Here is a 15443-nt window from a genome sequence, read left to right on the forward strand (position 1 = left end):
TCTAGGGACGAGCGGCCGTCCCGGCTGCCGGGGCAGCGGCTCCCACCAGGTCGTCTCCCGGCGGCGCGGGGCGCGGGAGCCAGCGGGCGGCGGGCACCCGCGCCTGCACCGCCGCGAGCGCGCGCCGTCCGAACCGCTCCTCGTCCACGACGGCGCTGCACAGGTTGCGCCCGACGACGAAGACGGCCCGGCCGTCCTGGGTCGGCAGCGCGGCCTCGACCAGCTCCCACGGGATGCTGTGGACGTCGCCGTCGCTGTCGCGGTGGGCCAGCTCGCGCTCGCCGACGACGAGGGCGACCCGGCTCTCCCGGGAGAACAGCCGGGCCAGCGGCGAGGGCCGGAAGGTCTCCCCCACCGGCAGCTCGGTCTGCAGGTTGCACACGGAGCGGCGCTCGACGGGCGCGCCCGGACCGGCGTAGTCGACCGCCTCGGGCACGTACAGGATCGCCGTCGGCCGGGTGCCCTGCAGCGCCGCCGCCACCCGCTCGCCGGACGTCGTCCGCCAGGCCGCCAGCACGTCCTGCACCGGGCGGAACGGCAGGCCGCTCACCGCGCAGTAGGCGGCGTCGGCGAGCTCGGACTCCACGACGGCGCGCTCGTCGGCGTCCAGCTCCTCCTCGAAACCGGCCACCGCGTGCGCGAGCTCCGCGGCGGTCGGGCCGGACGCGCACAGCTCCGTGTAGGCCTGCCAGAGCAGGCCGGCGACGGCCGCCTCCTGCCCGTCCCGGGCGTCCAGGACGACGGCGACCTCGCGCCGGTCCGCCGTGATGTCGAGGGCCAGCGAGTCGACGGAGTAGCTCAGGCCGCGGGCGAGGCGGGCGGTGTCCCGCAGGCGCTCCTTGAGCACCTCGACGCCGATGGTCAGTGCGGGGTCGCCCGCGCCGCCCGCGGACAGCAGCAGGCCGACGCCGGCGCCGTGGCCCTTGGTCCACACCGGCCCGGTCTGCGGCCGCGGCGCCGGGGCGGGGCGCTGGGGACGGGGGCCGGCCGGCAACGGCAGCCGCAGTCCGGCGGGCAGCGGCCCGGCGCACCACAGCGCCGCGTTGCCGCGGACGAACCAGCGGCGGGCGTGCGCCCGCACGGTCTCCTCGGTGAGGTACTCCGGGCCCGGTCCGTCGGCGACGGCCAGTCCGGGGCCGGTCAGACCGAAGCGGGCGGCCCACAGCGCGCCGAGGGTGGAGTGCGCCGTGGAGCAGTTCTCCGCCTGCAGGACGCCGACCTCGAGGTCCATCCGCTCGGTCGGCAGGTCGGCCAGCGCCCGGCAGATGCCCTCGAGGAACGCGCCCACGGCCTCCGGACGGCCGGTCGCGTGGAAGGTCGTCGTGTCGACGTCGGTCACCGCGTTGCACCGCAGGTGCGACTTGGGCAGCGCCCCCATCGCGAGGTGCTCGACGAGGTGGGTGACCTCGATGGTCGCGAACGTCTCGTCGCGGAGCCCGACCCCGAAGACGAGGGCGGCGGTGGTCCGTGCCGGGCCGTCGCCGGTGAAGACGGGGACGCCGTCGATGTCGATGCGCTGCACCCCGACACACTCGGCCTGCCGCCCGCCCGCCTCCAGCGGACACGCCCGCAGCGGGACAGCTGGGGCACGTGTGCCCCGTCACCGCCACGAGCGCTGGGTCGGCGTCCGAGCGCTGGGCTAGCGTTCCCGCGTGAGTGCACCCCCCGCCACCGCCCCCGCCGCCCTGGCCGCCCGCGCGGCCGACGACCTGACCAGCGCGCTCGGCAGCGGTCACGAGGTGGCCGTCGTCATGGGGTCGGGCTGGGCGCCGGCCGCCGACGCCTTCGGCACCGTCGAGGGCAGCGTCGCCATCGGCGAGCTGCCCGGCTTCGCCGCCCCGACCGCGGTGGGTCACGGCGGTGAGGTCCGCTCGGTGCGCGTGGGCGACCGCAGGGTGCTGCTCTTCCTCGGCCGCACCCACCTGTACGAGGGCCGGGGCGTCGAGCCGGTCGTGCACGGCGTCCGGACCGCGGCCGCCGCGGGTGTGCGCACCGTCGTCCTCACCAACGCCGCCGGCGGGCTGGCCCCCGAGCACCGGGTCGGCCAGGCGGTGCTCATCAGCGACCACCTCAACCTCACCGCCCGCTCCCCGCTGGTCGGCGCCACCTTCGTCGACCTCACCGACCTGTACTCGGCGCGGCTGCGGTCGCTGGCCCGGGAGCTGGACCCGTCGCTGACCGAGGGCGTCTACGCGGCGCTGCCGGGGCCGCACTACGAGACGCCGGCCGAGATCCGGATGCTGCGCACGCTCGGCGCGGACCTGGTGGGCATGTCGACGGCGCTCGAGGCGATCGCGGCCCGGGCCGCGGGGCTCGAGGTGCTGGGGCTGTCGATGGTCACCAACGCCGCGGCCGGCATCACCGGCGAGAAGCTCGACCACGAGGAGGTGCTCGCCGCGGGCAAGGCGGCGGCCGGCCGGCTGGGCGAGCTCCTGGTGCAGTTCATCGGTCGGCTGCCGTGACGGCCGTCTCCGCGGGGATGGCCGCGGGGTGGCGCCGGTGAGCGGGACGGTGCTGCTCACCGGCGCGGCCGGGCGGATCGGCACGGTGCTGCGCGGCGGGCTGCCCGAGCGCGGCTGGGCGCTGCGCTCGCTGGACGTCGTGCCGATCGACGAGCCCCGGCCCGGCGAGGAGCACGTCGTCGCCGACGTCACCGACCCGGCCGCGATGGCCGAGGCCGTCTCCGGCACCTCCGCCGTCGTCCACCTGGCCGGGATCCCCGGCGAGTCGACGTGGGCGGCGGTCTCGCACGCCAACATCGCGGGCACCCAGTGCGTGCTGGAGGCGGCGCGGCGGGCCGGCGTCCCCCGGGTGGTGCTGGCGTCCAGCAACCACGCCACCGGCTTCACCCCGCGGCCGGAGTCCGGTCTCCTCCGGGAGGACGACGGCCTCGCGCGGCCGGACACCTTCTACGGGGTGTCCAAGGTCGCCATGGAGGCGCTCGGCTCGCTGTACGCCGACCGGTACGGCCTGGACGTCGTGTGCCTGCGGATCGGCAGCGCCTACCCCGAGCCGACGACGACCCGCCAGCTGTCCACCTGGCTGTCCCCCCGCGACCAGGTCGGCCTGGTCGACGCCGCGCTGCGGGCGCCCTCCCCCGGGTTCGCCGTGGTGTGGGGCGTCTCGGCCAACACCCGCAACTGGTGGGACCTCACCGCCGCCCGGGCGCTGGGCTACGAGCCGGCCGACGACGCCGAGCCGTACGCGGAGGCACTGATCGCGGTGCACGGCGAGCCCGATCTCGCGGACCCGGTGCACGGCCGCGTCGGCGGCGAGTACACGACGGCGGACTTCGACGCCGAGCACTTCGAGGAGCACACGTGACCGAGCGTGCGAGGTCACGCGAGGGTGCAGCAGCCGGGGCCACGGCTCCGACGAGCGCCAGCGAGGAGCATCTGTGAGCTTGCTCGAGACCGCCCGTGCGTGGGCCGACGCCGACCCGCACGACGGCGACCGCGAGGAGATCGAGGCGCTCATCGAGGCGGAGAACCGGACGGAGCTGGAGCGCCGCTTCGCCGGGCCGCTGACCTTCGGCACCGCCGGGTTGCGCGGCCCGCTGCGCGCCGGGCCGGCCGGGATGAACGCCGCGGTGGTCACCCGTGCGGCCGCGGGCCTGGGCCGCTGGCTGGCCGATGCCGGGCACGCGGGCGGCAGCGTGGTGATCGGCTTCGACGCGCGGCGGCGGTCCGACGAGTTCGCCCGGGTCTCCGCCGCGGTGCTGGCCGGCGCGGGGTTCGCCGTGCAGGTGCTGCCACGGCCGCTGCCGACGCCGGTGCTCTCCTTCGCCGTCCGGCACCTGGGGTGCGTGGCCGGGGTGATGGTCACCGCCAGCCACAACCCGCCCGACGACAACGGCTACAAGGTCTACCTCGGCGACGGCGCGCAGCTGGTGCCGCCGGCCGACCGGGAGATCGAGGCCGCGATCGCCGCCGTCGGCCCGGCGCGCGAGGTGCCGACGTCCGACGACTGGCTGACCCTCGGGGACGACGTCGAGGCCGACTACGTGGCCGCGGTCGTGCGCGCGCTCGAGCCCGACCGGGTGCCGGCCGCCGACCGGGCGGCGCTCACCGTGGCCTACACCGCGATGCACGGCGTCGGTGCCGCCACGACGCGGTCGGTCTTCGCCGCCGCCGGGTTCGCCCCGCCGGTGAGCGTGCCCGAGCAGGAGGAGCCCGATCCGGCGTTCCCGACCGTCACCTTCCCCAACCCCGAGGAGCCGGGCGCGGTCGACCTGCTGACCGCGCTGGCGGACCGGGTGGGCGCCGATGTGGCGATCGCCGAGGACCCCGACGCCGACCGCTGCTCGGTGGTCTGCGGCGGGCGCCAGCTGACCGGCGACGAGGTGGGCGGGCTGCTGGGCGACTGGCTGCTGCGCCGCGGCGTGCGCGGCACGTACGCGGCGTCGCTGGTCAGCGGCTCGCTGCTGCACACGCTGGCCGAGGCGCACGGCGTCCGGTTCGCCGAGACGCCGACCGGGTTCAAGTGGATCGTCCGCGCCGGATCGGACGACGAGCCGCTGGTCTTCGGCTACGAGGAGGCGCTGGGCTACGCGGTCGCGCCGGAGGTGGTGCGCGACAAGGACGGCATGTCCGCAGCAGCCGCCGTCGCGCTGCTGGCCGCCGAGCTGAAGGCGTCAGGCCGCACGCTGACCGACCGGCTGGACGAGCTGGCCCTCGAGCACGGGCTGTTCGCGACCGGCCAGCTGTCGGTGCGGGTCGAGGACCTCTCCCGGATCGGCGCGATGATGGCGCGGCTGCGGTCGGCACCGCCGTCCCGGCTGCTGGGCCGCGAGGTGACCGCCTCCGACCTGCTCGACGAGACGCCCGCGGTGGACGCCGTCCGGCTGCTCGGCGACGGGGTGCGGGTCATCGTGCGGCCCAGCGGCACGGAGCCCAAGCTCAAGGCGTACCTGGAGACGGTCATGCCGGTGCACGGAGACGCCGGGATCACCGCCGCCCGCGTCCGGGGGGCCGAGGAACTCGACCGGCTGCGCGCGGAGATGTCCACCACTCTCGGGCTCTGAGACCGCCCGACGCCCCTACCCTGGGATGAACTGCCCTCTACGATGAGTGACGGTCATGTCCCTCCTGCTTGACCACACCACGACGTCCGCCCCTCACCGCCCGCGTGCCGCGCGCCGTCCGGAGATCGACGGGCTGCGCGCCCTGGCCGTCGCCCTGGTCGTGGGCTACCACGTCGGGACCGGCCGGGTGTCCGGCGGCGTCGACGTCTTCCTGGCCCTCAGCGGGTTCTTCCTCGTCCACAGCCTCCTGGGCCAGATCGCGCGGAGCGGCCGCGTCCGCCCCCTGACGTCGGTCACGCGGACCCTGTCCCGCCTGGTCCCCCCGGCCGTGCTCGTCCTGGCCGGCACGGTGGTCGCCAGCGCTCTCGTCCTGCCGGAGACGCGGTGGCGGGAGCTCGCCGGGCACCTGTTCGCCTCGGCGACGTTCACCGAGAACCACCACCTGGTGGCCGAGTCGGTCGACTACGCGGCGAACCACGCCATCGCCAGCCCGATGCAGCAGTTCTGGTCGCTGTCGATCCAGGTCCAGGTGTTGCTGGCGGCACCCGTGGTGGTGGCCGCGGGGGCGCTGCTCCTGCGCGGTCCGCGGCGCCGGCTCGCCCGTCCCGCCGTCGTCCTGGCCGTCGCGGCGGTCACCGCGGCGTCCTTCGCGTGGTCGGTGGGAATGACGCGGGCCGACCAGCAGGTGGCGTACTTCTCCACGCTGCCCCGGCTGTGGGAGCTCGGCGCCGGCGCCCTGGTGGCCCTCGTGCTCGCCGGGGTCCGGCCCGGACGGCGGACCGGCGTGCTGCTGGGTTGGGGCGCGGTCGTCGCGCTCGTCGCCTGCGGGGCGGTGCTCGACGGCGCGCAGACGTTCCCCGGCTGGCAGGCCGCCTGGCCGGTGGCGTGCGCGCTCGTCCTGCTGGTCGTGGCCGACTCCGGCGGGCGCCACGGCGTGCACCGGCTGCTGGGGCTGCAGCCGCTGCGGTGGCTGGGAGCCCGGTCCTACGCCCTCTACCTGTGGCACTGGCCGGTCCTGGTGCTGTACCTCGTGCACACCGGGCGGGAGTCGCCCTCGGTCGAGGGCGCGACCGCGGTCGTCCTGCTCTCCCTCGTCCTGGCCGAGGCCACGCACCGCCTGGTCGAACAGCCCGCGTCCCAGCTGCTCCGGAGCCGGCGGCCCGCCCGCGCGCTGGGCCTGGTGGCGGCCGGGATGGCGCCGCTGCTGGTCCTGGGCACGGTGACCACCGTCTGGCTCGACCGCGAGGCCGCCCGCGTCGCGGCGGCGGCCGACGACCCGGCGTACCCGGGCGCTGTGGCCCTCTCCTCCCACATCCCGGCCACCGGTGGGATCCCGGCGGTGGAGCCGCTGCCGTCCCTGTCGGTGATCCGGGACGACCACCCCTTCATGACCGGTGGCCGGTGCACCGTGGAGGACGACCCGCCCGACGCCGTGCCGACGCAGACGGAGATCTGCGTCCTCGGGTCGGACGACCGCGAACGGAGGATCGTCGTCGTGGGGGACTCCCACGCCGCCCACTGGCTGGCCCCGCTCGGCGACCTCGCGGAACGGCACTCCTGGCAGCTGGTCTCGCTCATCCGCGCCGGCTGCAGCCTCTCGACGCAGTCAGAGTTCTTCGAGGAGGGCACGCCCGGGTACGAGGGGTGCGTGGCCTGGCAGTCGCGGCTGATCGAGCGCATCACCTCCCTGGAGCCCGACCTCGTGGTCACGGTGGGGACCCGGACGGCCTACGGGACCGAGGCGGAGATTCTGCCCCAGGGGTTCCTCGAGGCGTGGCAGCAGCTCTCGGATGCCGGGCTGCCGGTGATCGCGATGCGGGACAGCCCCCGGCACCTGCAGGACGTGCCCGACTGCGTGGCCCAGTGGGCTGACGCCGACCGGTGCGGCACGCCACGCTCGTGGGTGTACGCAGACGGGTTGCTCGAGACGGCGGAGGACGTGCTGCCACCGGGGGTGAGCCTGATGGACACCAGCTCCTACTTCTGCACCGACGACCTGTGCCCGCCGCTTGTCGGCAACGTCTGGGTGTACCGGGACGACGGGCACGTCACCGGGACCTACATGCACACGGTGCGGTCGCTGATGGAGGACGAGTTCCTGGCGCGGACGGGCTGGTGACCGCCGTGGAGGTCCGGGCGCTGGTCTTCGACGTCTTCGGGACGGTGGTCGACTGGCGCGGCGGCGTCGCCCGCGAGGTGTCCCGGCTCCTGGGCCCGGGGGTGGACGCGACCGCCCTGGCCGACGACTGGCGCGAGCGGTACGCGCCGTCGATGGAGCGGGTGCGCTCCGGCGACCTGCCGTGGACGCCGCTCGACGCGCTGCACCGCTCCTCGTTGGACGACGTCCTGGCCTCCTCCGGGCTGGGCGACGTCCCAGCGGAGGCGCGGGACGAGCTGGTGCTCGCCTGGCACCGGCTGGACCCGTGGCCGGACGTGCTGCCGGGGTTGGGGCGGCTGCGGCGGGAGTTCGTGCTGGCGCCGCTGTCCAACGGCAACGTGGCGCTGCAGGTGGACCTCGCCCGGCGGTCCGGGCTGCCGTGGGACTGCGTGCTCGGGGCCGAGATCGTGCGCCACTACAAGCCCGACCCGGAGGTCTACGACTCCGCGCCGCAGCTGCTCGCGGTACCGCCGTCGTCGGTGGTCATGGTGGCCGCGCACCTCGACGACCTGACCGCGGCGCGAGCGCGCGGGCTGCGGACGGCGTACGTGCACCGGCCCGACGAGTTCGGCGGGCGCGTCGTGCCGCCTGGTTCGGACCCCGAGGCGGATCTGTCGGTGGCCTCGTTCGAGGAGCTGGCCGAGGCGCTGGGCGCCTGAGACCGGCCGTTGCCGGCGTTCCTCGCGGGTTGCCGGTGCTCCAGCGCCGGCAACCCGCGAGGAACCCCGGCAATGCGTTCGGGTGGTTGTCCACAGTGGCGCGTGCCCGGGGCTGCGGCGGTCCGTAGTCTCCCGGCCGATCGGTGATCGACACGGGGGTGGACGACGTGACACGGCGCTGGACCCTGCGACTCGTGGCGGGCCTCGCGGCCGGCGCGGTGGCACTGAGCGGTTGCTCGGAGCGGGAGGCCAACGACACCCTGCCCGAGGCGGACGCCTCACCCAGCACGTCGGAGCCCGAGCTACCACCCCTCGGCCCGCCCGACCTCCCGATGCCCGCCGAAGCCCGCACCCAGGACGCTGCCGGCGCCGAGGCCTTCGTCCGGTACTACATCGACCTCATCAACCGGACATCCACCGTCATGGACGCCGCTCCTCTGCGCGAGTTCAGCAATGGCTGCGCGGAGTGTGATCGCATTGCTAGCGATTACGAGAGCGATGCAGCATCGGGATACCGCTACGACGGCGGTAAATTGACGCTTCACCAGGTTGGTAAACCTCTAATCAGCAACTCAACTGCCGAGGTGGCGTTCAGGTTCAACCTGGAACCCCTCACCCTCGTCGATGCAGATGGCGCCCCAGTCCCTGGTCTGACCTTCGCAGGTTCGGAGGACGGCCTAGGCAGTGCCGCCCTACAATGGATTGAACTAAGCAGTTGCTGGCGCGCGACACAACTGGATCTTTAATGTGGGCGCGCGTGACGGTCTTGGCTGTGGCCACTGGTATTTTCTTCGGTGCAAGTTCACTCCCCGAGGTTGCCCATGGCGAGCCGTGCCGCATCTCTTGCGATGAACCTGAGGTCGGTCTTGCACCAGGGGCCTTGACCGCTAGCTACGTTGCCGAAGGTCCCAGTGCGGAGTGGATCGCGACCAACAGCGCACCGGTTGATCATCCGTGGACCTATCACCTCTCAACTCCATGCCAGTTAGACACAGCTGCCGGCGGCCAATGTCGACCGGATGACGACGCAGTCTGCGCCACGGCTCCGGACCGTGTGGCACAGGTAATGGTTATTCAGAGACAGCGACTTGTACTCGTTAATGGCACCACCGTCGACGGCTTTGATCCCGTCGGAGCGACACCTGGTACTCCAGTGGGTCCTTTGATTCCACTCGGTCGCGGTTGCGTCGACATCACGGCGCTGAACCCGCCGCCGTCCCCGGGCGAGGTCTACCGCTACTTCCAGACCCTGCCGCTGCCCGACCTGCCCACCCAGCAGCAGCCGCCGGGCAACGCTCTGGCCGGCCTGCCGGTCGTCTTCTACACCGACGGCCCGACCACCCAGACCTTCACCGTCGACATCCGCGGCTTCACCGTCGACATCGTCGCCACCGCGAGCGCCTTCACCTGGGACACCGGCGACGGCACCGTCCTGCAGACCACCGACCCCGGTGCCCCCTACCCCGACCACACGATCAGCCACGACTACCGCAGCGGCACCTACACCGCCTCGCTGACCACCACCTGGAGCGGCACCTTCAGCGTCGACGGCGGGGCGACGGCCGACGTCCCCGGCACCACGACCACCGACGGCCCGCCGGCCACCTTCACCGTCCTGCAGGCCAGCCCCGTGCTGACCAACCCGTTCGACTGAGCCACTGTCGCGCTGTTCCGCCCGCTCCCGCGCCGTTGCAGCAGCGCGGAGGCGTGAGGAACGGCGCGACAGTGCGGCCATTGCCGGGGTTGCTCGTGCACTGCCGGTGCTGCAACGGCGGCAACCCGCGAGGAACGCCGGCAATGCGCCCCCGGCAGTGCCCCGCCCAGGGGGTCAGGCCGGGACCGACTCCCGGCACCCGGACCGCAGCGCGCGGGCGGCGGTCGCCAGCACCGCGACGACGTCGCGCGCGAAGCCGACGTCGCACGGGTGCGTCCCGCCGGTCAGCACGGTCGCCGCCAGCTCGTCGACCGCCACGGAGAACGACTCGACCGGGCTCTCGGTGTCCGGCAGCAGCACCAGCCGGCCGGCGTCCCCGTGCACGAAGAACTCGACGCCCGTCGACATCGGAGCCACGGTGTGCGAGAGCGTCAGCGTCGAGGCGACGCCGGGCGTGGCGTGCTGCAGCACCAGGTGCACGGTGTCCCCCGCCCCGGCCCCGGCCTGCACGGACACCACGGGTCCCAGCGTGGGCAGCAGCAGGGAGAGCGCGTGCGGGCCGATGTCCCACAGCGCGCCGTGCTCGCGGCGCCAGGCCGAGTCGAAGGGGCTGCCGGCCAGCGCGCTCAGCCACGAGCCGGCACCACCGGCGAGCCGCGTGCGGGCGGCCTGGGCCATCCAGGACGACGTCCCGGCCTGGAAGCGGAAGGTGAAGAACACGACGGACGCGACCCCTGCGGAGCGCACCGCGGCGACCACCCGGTCGGCCTCGTCCAGCGAGAGCCCGATGGGCTTCTCCAGCAGCAGGTGCTTCCCGGCCGCCGCGGCCTGCTCGACCAGCCCGACCTGCACCGACGGCGGGACGGCGACCGCCACGGCGTCGACCTGGTCGAGCAGCGCCGCCAGGTCCGAGAACCCGGGGACGTCGAACTCCGCGCCGACCGCCTCGGCCTTGGACAGGTCGCGCCCCCAGACGCCCACCAGCTCGGCGGTCGGGTGCTCCGCCAGGGCGGCCGCGTGGACCGTCCGCGCCCAGTGACCGGTGCCGAGCACCCCGAAGCGCATGGTCAGACCGCCCCGAACTGACGGTCGCCGGCGTCCCCGAGGCCCGGGACGATGTAGGCCTTGTCGTTGAGCCCCTCGTCGACCGAGGCGGTGAAGACCCGCAGCGGCAGCCCGCTCCCCTCGAGCCGGCGCAGGCCCTCCGGGGCGGCCAGCGCGCACAGCACGGTGATCGAGGTGGCGCCGCGCTCGGTCAGCAGCCCGCAGCAGTGCACCAGCGACCCGCCGGTGGCCAGCATCGGGTCGAGGACGAAGACCTCCCGGTCGACCAGCGACTCCGGCAGCGAGGCCATGTACGCCTCGGGCTGGAAGGTCACCTCGTTGCGGGCGAGGCCGACGAAGCCCATCTGCGACTCCGGCAGCATCCCGTGCGCGGTGTCGGCCATCCCGAGCCCGGCCCGCAGCACCGGCACGATCAGTGGCGGCGCGGCCAGCCGGTAGCCGGTGGTGTCGGTGACCGGCGTGGTGATCGGCTCCTCGGCCACGGGCAGGTCCCGGGTGGCCTCGTAGACCAGCATCTGCGTCAGCTCCGCCAGGGCGGCGCGGAACGCCGCGTTGTCGGTCCGCTCGTCCCGCATGCGGGTCAGGCGGGCACGGGCCAGCGGGTGGTCGACGACGGTGAGCTGCACGCGCGACACGGTAGCGGCCCGGTGGACCCCGGCCGCCGGCGCTGGCACCATCCCACGCCGGAACGGCGACGCCGCAGGAGCGTCGCCGTTAGGCGGCTGCACTCGTCGAGACCACGCGGGAGCCGGTACACCCGGGGCCGGAGCGGGTGCACCCGACCGAGGAGCTGTGGTGAGCGAGCTGCGCGGCGCGACCGACATCGGGGACTTCCTGGTCAGCGCCCGGTCGTTCGACGAGTACCGCGCGATGTTCGCCCTGACCGACGCCGACCTGCGCGGCCGGGTCCTCGACTGTCCCGGTGGCGGCGCCTCCTTCACCGCGGCGGCCCGGGCCCGCGGCACCGAGGCGATCGCGGTCGACCCGGTGTACGCGACCTCACCCCGGGAACTCACCGCCCGCCTGGACGCCGAGCTGACCCGGGGCAGCGCCTGGACCACGGCCAACGCCGACCGCTACGTCTGGGACCACCACGGCGACCCGGCCGCCCACGCCCGCCTCCGGGCGGAGTCGGCGGCGGTCTTCGCGCGCGACCTGGCCGGACGCCCGGGGCACCACGTGGCGGCCGCCCTGCCGCACCTGCCGTTCGCGGACGGCGCCTTCGACCTGGTCCTCTCCTCGCACCTGCTGTTCACGTACGCCGACCGGCTCGACGCCCGGTTCCACGTCGCCGCCCTGCGCGAGATGGCCCGCGTGGGCACCGAGGTGCGCGTGTACCCACTGGTCGACCAGGCCGGCCGGCCCCGGCCCGACCTGCTCGCCTCCGTGGTGGCGGAGCTCGGCGCCCCCGGCGTGCAGGCGCGGGTCCAGGACGTCCCCTACGAGTTCCAGCGCGGCGCGCGCAGCATGCTGTGCCTCCGGCCGGCCGCCACCCGCACGGGTGTGCGGGGCGCGGGAGCGCCGGGCGCGGGAGGGAGAATGCGCACATGACCCACGTCCTCGACCCCGATGCGCCGGCGGCGGCGATCCCGCCGCGGCGCGAGCCCCCGGCGCCGTACCGCGACGTGACCCGCTCCGACGCCGCCTTCCGGGCCTTCCTGCACGGCCTGCCGGGAGTCGACCAGGTGGGCGCCGAGTCACGGGTCGCCGTCCTCGGCACCCGGTCCATCAAGACGACCGCCAAGGCCTGGGCCCTGGACACCGCCATCTCGATGGTCGACCTGACGACCCTCGAGGGCGCCGACACCCCGGGCAAGGTCCGCAGCCTGGCCGCCAAGGCCCGCCGCCCCGACCCGAGCGACCCGACGACGCCGCAGGTCGCCGCGGTCTGCGTCTACGGCGACCTGGCCGGCGTCGCCAGGGAGGCCCTCACGGGCACCGGCATCCACGTCGCCGCCGTCGCGACCGCGTTCCCCAGCGGGCGCGCCAGCCGCGCGGTCAAGCTCGCCGACGTGCGGGACGCCGTGGCCAACGGGGCCGACGAGATCGACATGGTCATCGACCGGGGCGCCTTCCTCGCCGGCCGCTACCTCGACGTCTACGACGAGATCGTGGCGGTCAAGGAGGCGTGTGCGCGCCCGGGCGGGGACCCGGCGCACCTCAAGGTCATCCTCGAGACCGGCGAGCTGGTCACCCTCGACAACGTCCGCCGCGCCTCCTGGCTGGCGATGCTCGCCGGCGGCGACTTCATCAAGACGTCCACCGGCAAGGTCTCCCCCGCGGCCACCCTGCCGGTCTGCCTGGTGATGCTGCAGGCGGTGCGCGACTTCCGCGCCGCCACCGGTCGCCAGGTCGGCGTCAAGCCCGCCGGCGGCATCCGGACGACCAAGGACGCGATCAAGCACCTCGTCCTCGTCAACGAGGTCGCCGGGCCCGACTGGCTCTCCCCCGACCGGTTCCGCTTCGGCGCCTCCAGCCTGCTCAACGACCTGCTCCTGCAGCGGCAGAAGCTGCGCACCGGCCACTACTCCGGCCCCGACCACGTGAGCGTCGACTGACCATGACCAGCCTGTTCGAGTACGCCCCCGCCCCCGAGTCGCGCTCGATCGTCGACGTCGCGCCGTCGTACGGCCTGTTCGTAGACGGCGAGTTCGTTGACGGCTCCGGGACCCCCTTGAAGACCGTCAACCCGGCGACCGAGGAGGTGCTCTCCGAGGTCGCGACCGCCACCGACGCCGACGTGGACCGCGCCGTCCGCGCCGCCCGCCGCGCGTTCACCCGCGTGTGGGGGCCGATGCGCCCGGCCGACCGCGGCAAGTACCTGTTCCGCATCGCCCGGCTGCTGCAGGAGCGGGCGCGGGAGTTCGCCGTCCTGGAGTCGCTGGACAACGGCAAGCCGATCCGGGAGTCCCGCGACGTCGACGTCCCCCTGGCCGCGGCGCACTTCTTCTACCACGCGGGCTGGGCCGACAAGCTGGACTGGGCGGGCCTGGGCCCGGGCCCGAAGCCGCTCGGCGTGGCCGGCCAGGTCATCCCGTGGAACTTCCCGCTGCTCATGCTGGCCTGGAAGATCGCCCCGGCGCTGGCCACCGGCAACACCGTGGTCCTCAAGCCGGCCGAGACGACCCCGCTGACCGCGCTGCTGTTCGCCGAGGTGTGCCGGCAGGCCGACCTGCCGCCCGGCGTGGTCAACATCGTGACCGGCGCCGGCGACACCGGCCGGGCCGTCGTCGAGCACGAGGACGTCGACAAGGTCGCGTTCACCGGCTCGACCGAGGTGGGCCGCGCCATCGCCCGCGCCGTCGCCGGCACAGCCAAGTTGCTCACCCTCGAGCTCGGCGGCAAGGCGGCCAACATCGTCTTCGACGACGCCCCCATCGACCAGGCCGTCGAGGGCATCGTGCAGGGAATCTTCTTCAACCAGGGCCACGTGTGCTGCGCCGGCAGCCGGCTGCTGGTGCAGGAGTCGGTCCACGACGAGGTCCTCGCCTCGCTGCAGCGGCGGATCGGCACGCTGCGCCTGGGCGACCCGCTGGACAAGAACACCGACATCGGCGCGATCAACTCGCACGCGCAACTGGCCCGCATCCGGGAGCTCGTGGACACCGGAGAGGCCGAGGGCGCGTCGAAGTGGCAGCCGGCCTGCGAGCTGCCCGAGCGCGGCTACTGGTATCCGCCGACGGTCTTCACCGACGTCTCCCCCGCTCACCGCATCGCCCGCGACGAGGTCTTCGGCCCGGTGCTGTCGGTGCTGACCTTCCGCACCCCCGACGAGGCCGTCGCCAAGGCGAACAACACCACCTACGGGCTCTCGGCCGGGATCTGGACCGAGAAGGGCTCGCGGATCCTCGCCGTCGCCGACCGGCTGCGCGCCGGCGTGGTGTGGGCCAACTCGTTCAACGAGTTCGACCCGACGTCGCCCTTCGGCGGCTACAAGCAGTCCGGCTACGGCCGTGAGGGCGGCCGGCACGGGCTGGCCGCGTACCTCCGGGAGGCCGACAAGTGAGCACCGAGCGACTCGCCGTCCGCAAGACGTACAAGCTCTACGTGAACGGTGCCTTCCCGCGCTCGGAGTCCGGCCGCACCTACGAGGTCACCGACGCCAAGGGGGCGTTCCTCGTCAACGCCGCGTGGGCCTCCCGCAAGGACGCCCGGGACGCCGTCGTCGCCGCCCGGGCCGCGTTCGCGAAGTGGTCGGGCGCCACGGCCTACAACCGCGGCCAGGTGCTGTACCGGGTGGCCGAGGTGATGGAGGGCCGGCACGCCCAGTTCTGCGACGAGGTCGCGGCCGGCGAGGGCCTGTCGTCGTCCAGGGCGCGGGCCGCCGTCGACGCCGCCATCGACCGCTGGGTCTGGTACGCCGGGTGGACCGACAAGCTCGGCGCCGTCCTCGGTGGGGCCAACCCGGTCGCCGGGCCGTACTTCGACTTCTCGGTGCCCGAGCCCACCGGTGTCGTCGCCGTGCTCGCACCACAGCGCTCCTCGCTGCTGGGCCTGGTCAGCGTGCTCGCGCCCGTGCTGGCCGGCGGCAACACCGCCGTCGTCGTCACGTCACGGGCCCGGCCGCTGCCCGCCGTCACCCTCGGGGAGGTGCTGGCGACCAGTGACGTCCCGGCCGGGGTCGTCAACCTGCTCACCGGGGACGCCGGGGAGATCGGCCCGTGGCTGGCCGAGCACGACGACGTCGACGCCATCGACCTCACCGGGGCCCCCGCCGAGCAGGCGATGGAGCTCGAGCGCCTCGCCGCGGGCAGCATCAAGCGGGTCGTGCGGCCGCCGGCCGAGGAGCCGGACTGGTCGGCCGACCCGGGCCTGACCCGGCTGACGCCGTTCCTGGAGACCAAGACCGTCTGGCACCCGATGGGCCTCTGAGGGTCGCCGAAC

The 15443-nt window shown here is 74.3% G+C and carries 14 protein-coding genes; 11 read left to right on the forward strand and 3 right to left on the reverse strand.

What is annotated here, in order from left to right:
- Window position 1: 1 nt before the first annotated feature.
- Window positions 2–1522: a hypothetical protein gene (locus ACU610_RS15970; protein WP_446768691.1), complete on the reverse strand. Its 1521-nt coding sequence runs from the start codon at window positions 1520–1522 to the stop codon at window positions 2–4.
- Between the two features lie 130 nt (window positions 1523–1652).
- Between ACU610_RS15970 and ACU610_RS15975 the strand changes: the two genes are divergently transcribed.
- The 7 genes from ACU610_RS15975 (at window position 1653) to ACU610_RS16005 (ending at window position 9494) form a co-directional block, all read left to right on the forward strand.
- Window positions 1653–2462 carry a purine-nucleoside phosphorylase gene (locus ACU610_RS15975; RefSeq protein WP_446768692.1) on the forward strand — a complete coding sequence of 270 codons (810 nt, stop codon included), beginning with the start codon at window positions 1653–1655 and terminating at the stop codon, window positions 2460–2462.
- Window positions 2463–2499: 37 nt separating this feature from the next.
- Window positions 2500–3324, forward strand: a complete 825-nt coding sequence (locus ACU610_RS15980; protein ID WP_446768693.1) for an NAD-dependent epimerase/dehydratase family protein — start codon at window positions 2500–2502, stop codon at window positions 3322–3324.
- A gap of 73 nt (window positions 3325–3397) precedes the next feature.
- Entirely contained in the window at window positions 3398–5023 is a 1626-nt protein-coding gene (locus ACU610_RS15985) for a phospho-sugar mutase (RefSeq protein ID WP_446768694.1), read from the forward strand.
- Window positions 5024–5078: 55 nt separating this feature from the next.
- A complete protein-coding gene (locus ACU610_RS15990) occupies window positions 5079–7142 on the forward strand; it encodes an acyltransferase family protein (RefSeq protein WP_446768695.1) in 2064 nt (687 codons plus the stop codon).
- The gene (locus tag ACU610_RS15995) at window positions 7139–7840 is read left to right on the forward strand and encodes a haloacid dehalogenase type II (RefSeq protein ID WP_446768696.1); all 702 of its coding nucleotides are present in this window, start codon (window positions 7139–7141) and stop codon (window positions 7838–7840) included. The genes ACU610_RS15990 and ACU610_RS15995 overlap by 4 nt, the downstream gene beginning before the upstream one ends.
- Before the next feature lie 158 nt (window positions 7841–7998).
- Window positions 7999–8586 (forward strand): DUF6318 family protein, encoded by a 588-nt coding sequence (locus tag ACU610_RS16000; RefSeq protein ID WP_446768697.1) that lies wholly within the window; start codon window positions 7999–8001, stop codon window positions 8584–8586.
- 416 nt (window positions 8587–9002) lie between these two features.
- Window positions 9003–9494 (forward strand): hypothetical protein, encoded by a 492-nt coding sequence (locus ACU610_RS16005; RefSeq protein WP_446768698.1) that lies wholly within the window; start codon window positions 9003–9005, stop codon window positions 9492–9494.
- A gap of 174 nt (window positions 9495–9668) precedes the next feature.
- Here ACU610_RS16005 and ACU610_RS16010 read toward each other — a convergent pair whose 3' ends face one another.
- Both ACU610_RS16010 and upp read right to left on the reverse strand, forming a co-directional pair.
- Window positions 9669–10559: a Gfo/Idh/MocA family protein gene (locus ACU610_RS16010; protein WP_446768699.1), complete on the reverse strand. Its 891-nt coding sequence runs from the start codon at window positions 10557–10559 to the stop codon at window positions 9669–9671.
- Between the two features lie 2 nt (window positions 10560–10561).
- Window positions 10562–11185: a uracil phosphoribosyltransferase gene (upp, locus tag ACU610_RS16015; protein ID WP_446768700.1), complete on the reverse strand. Its 624-nt coding sequence runs from the start codon at window positions 11183–11185 to the stop codon at window positions 10562–10564.
- Window positions 11186–11354: 169 nt separating this feature from the next.
- Between upp and ACU610_RS16020 the strand changes: the two genes are divergently transcribed.
- From ACU610_RS16020 to ACU610_RS16035, 4 genes are read left to right on the forward strand one after another with little or no spacing between them, the layout of a single operon-like run.
- Complete coding sequence (locus ACU610_RS16020; protein ID WP_446768701.1) at window positions 11355–12110, forward strand: class I SAM-dependent methyltransferase; 756 nt, start codon at window positions 11355–11357, stop codon at window positions 12108–12110.
- The gene (gene deoC / locus ACU610_RS16025) at window positions 12107–13117 is read left to right on the forward strand and encodes a deoxyribose-phosphate aldolase (protein ID WP_446768702.1); all 1011 of its coding nucleotides are present in this window, start codon (window positions 12107–12109) and stop codon (window positions 13115–13117) included. Before ACU610_RS16020 ends, deoC begins: the two co-directional genes overlap by 4 nt.
- A gap of 2 nt (window positions 13118–13119) precedes the next feature.
- Entirely contained in the window at window positions 13120–14565 is a 1446-nt protein-coding gene (locus tag ACU610_RS16030) for an aldehyde dehydrogenase family protein (protein WP_446768703.1), read from the forward strand.
- Window positions 14562–15431: an aldehyde dehydrogenase family protein gene (locus ACU610_RS16035; protein ID WP_446768704.1), complete on the forward strand. Its 870-nt coding sequence runs from the start codon at window positions 14562–14564 to the stop codon at window positions 15429–15431. The genes ACU610_RS16030 and ACU610_RS16035 overlap by 4 nt, the downstream gene beginning before the upstream one ends.
- Window positions 15432–15443 lie beyond the last annotated feature (12 nt).

It is taken from the genome of Geodermatophilus sp. URMC 61 (assembly GCF_052931555.1).

Bases quoted from the DNA above. Each gene is read 5' to 3' on its own strand.
- ACU610_RS15990 (WP_446768695.1), top strand. From the start codon at position 5,079: ATGTCCCTCCTGCTTGACCACACCACGACGTCCGCCCCTCACCGCCCG.
- ACU610_RS16010 (WP_446768699.1), bottom strand. From the start codon at position 10,559: ATGCGCTTCGGGGTGCTCGGCACCGGTCACTGGGCGCGGACGGTCCAC.
- deoC (WP_446768702.1), top strand. From the start codon at position 12,107: ATGACCCACGTCCTCGACCCCGATGCGCCGGCGGCGGCGATCCCGCCG.
- ACU610_RS16030 (WP_446768703.1), top strand. From the start codon at position 13,120: ATGACCAGCCTGTTCGAGTACGCCCCCGCCCCCGAGTCGCGCTCGATC.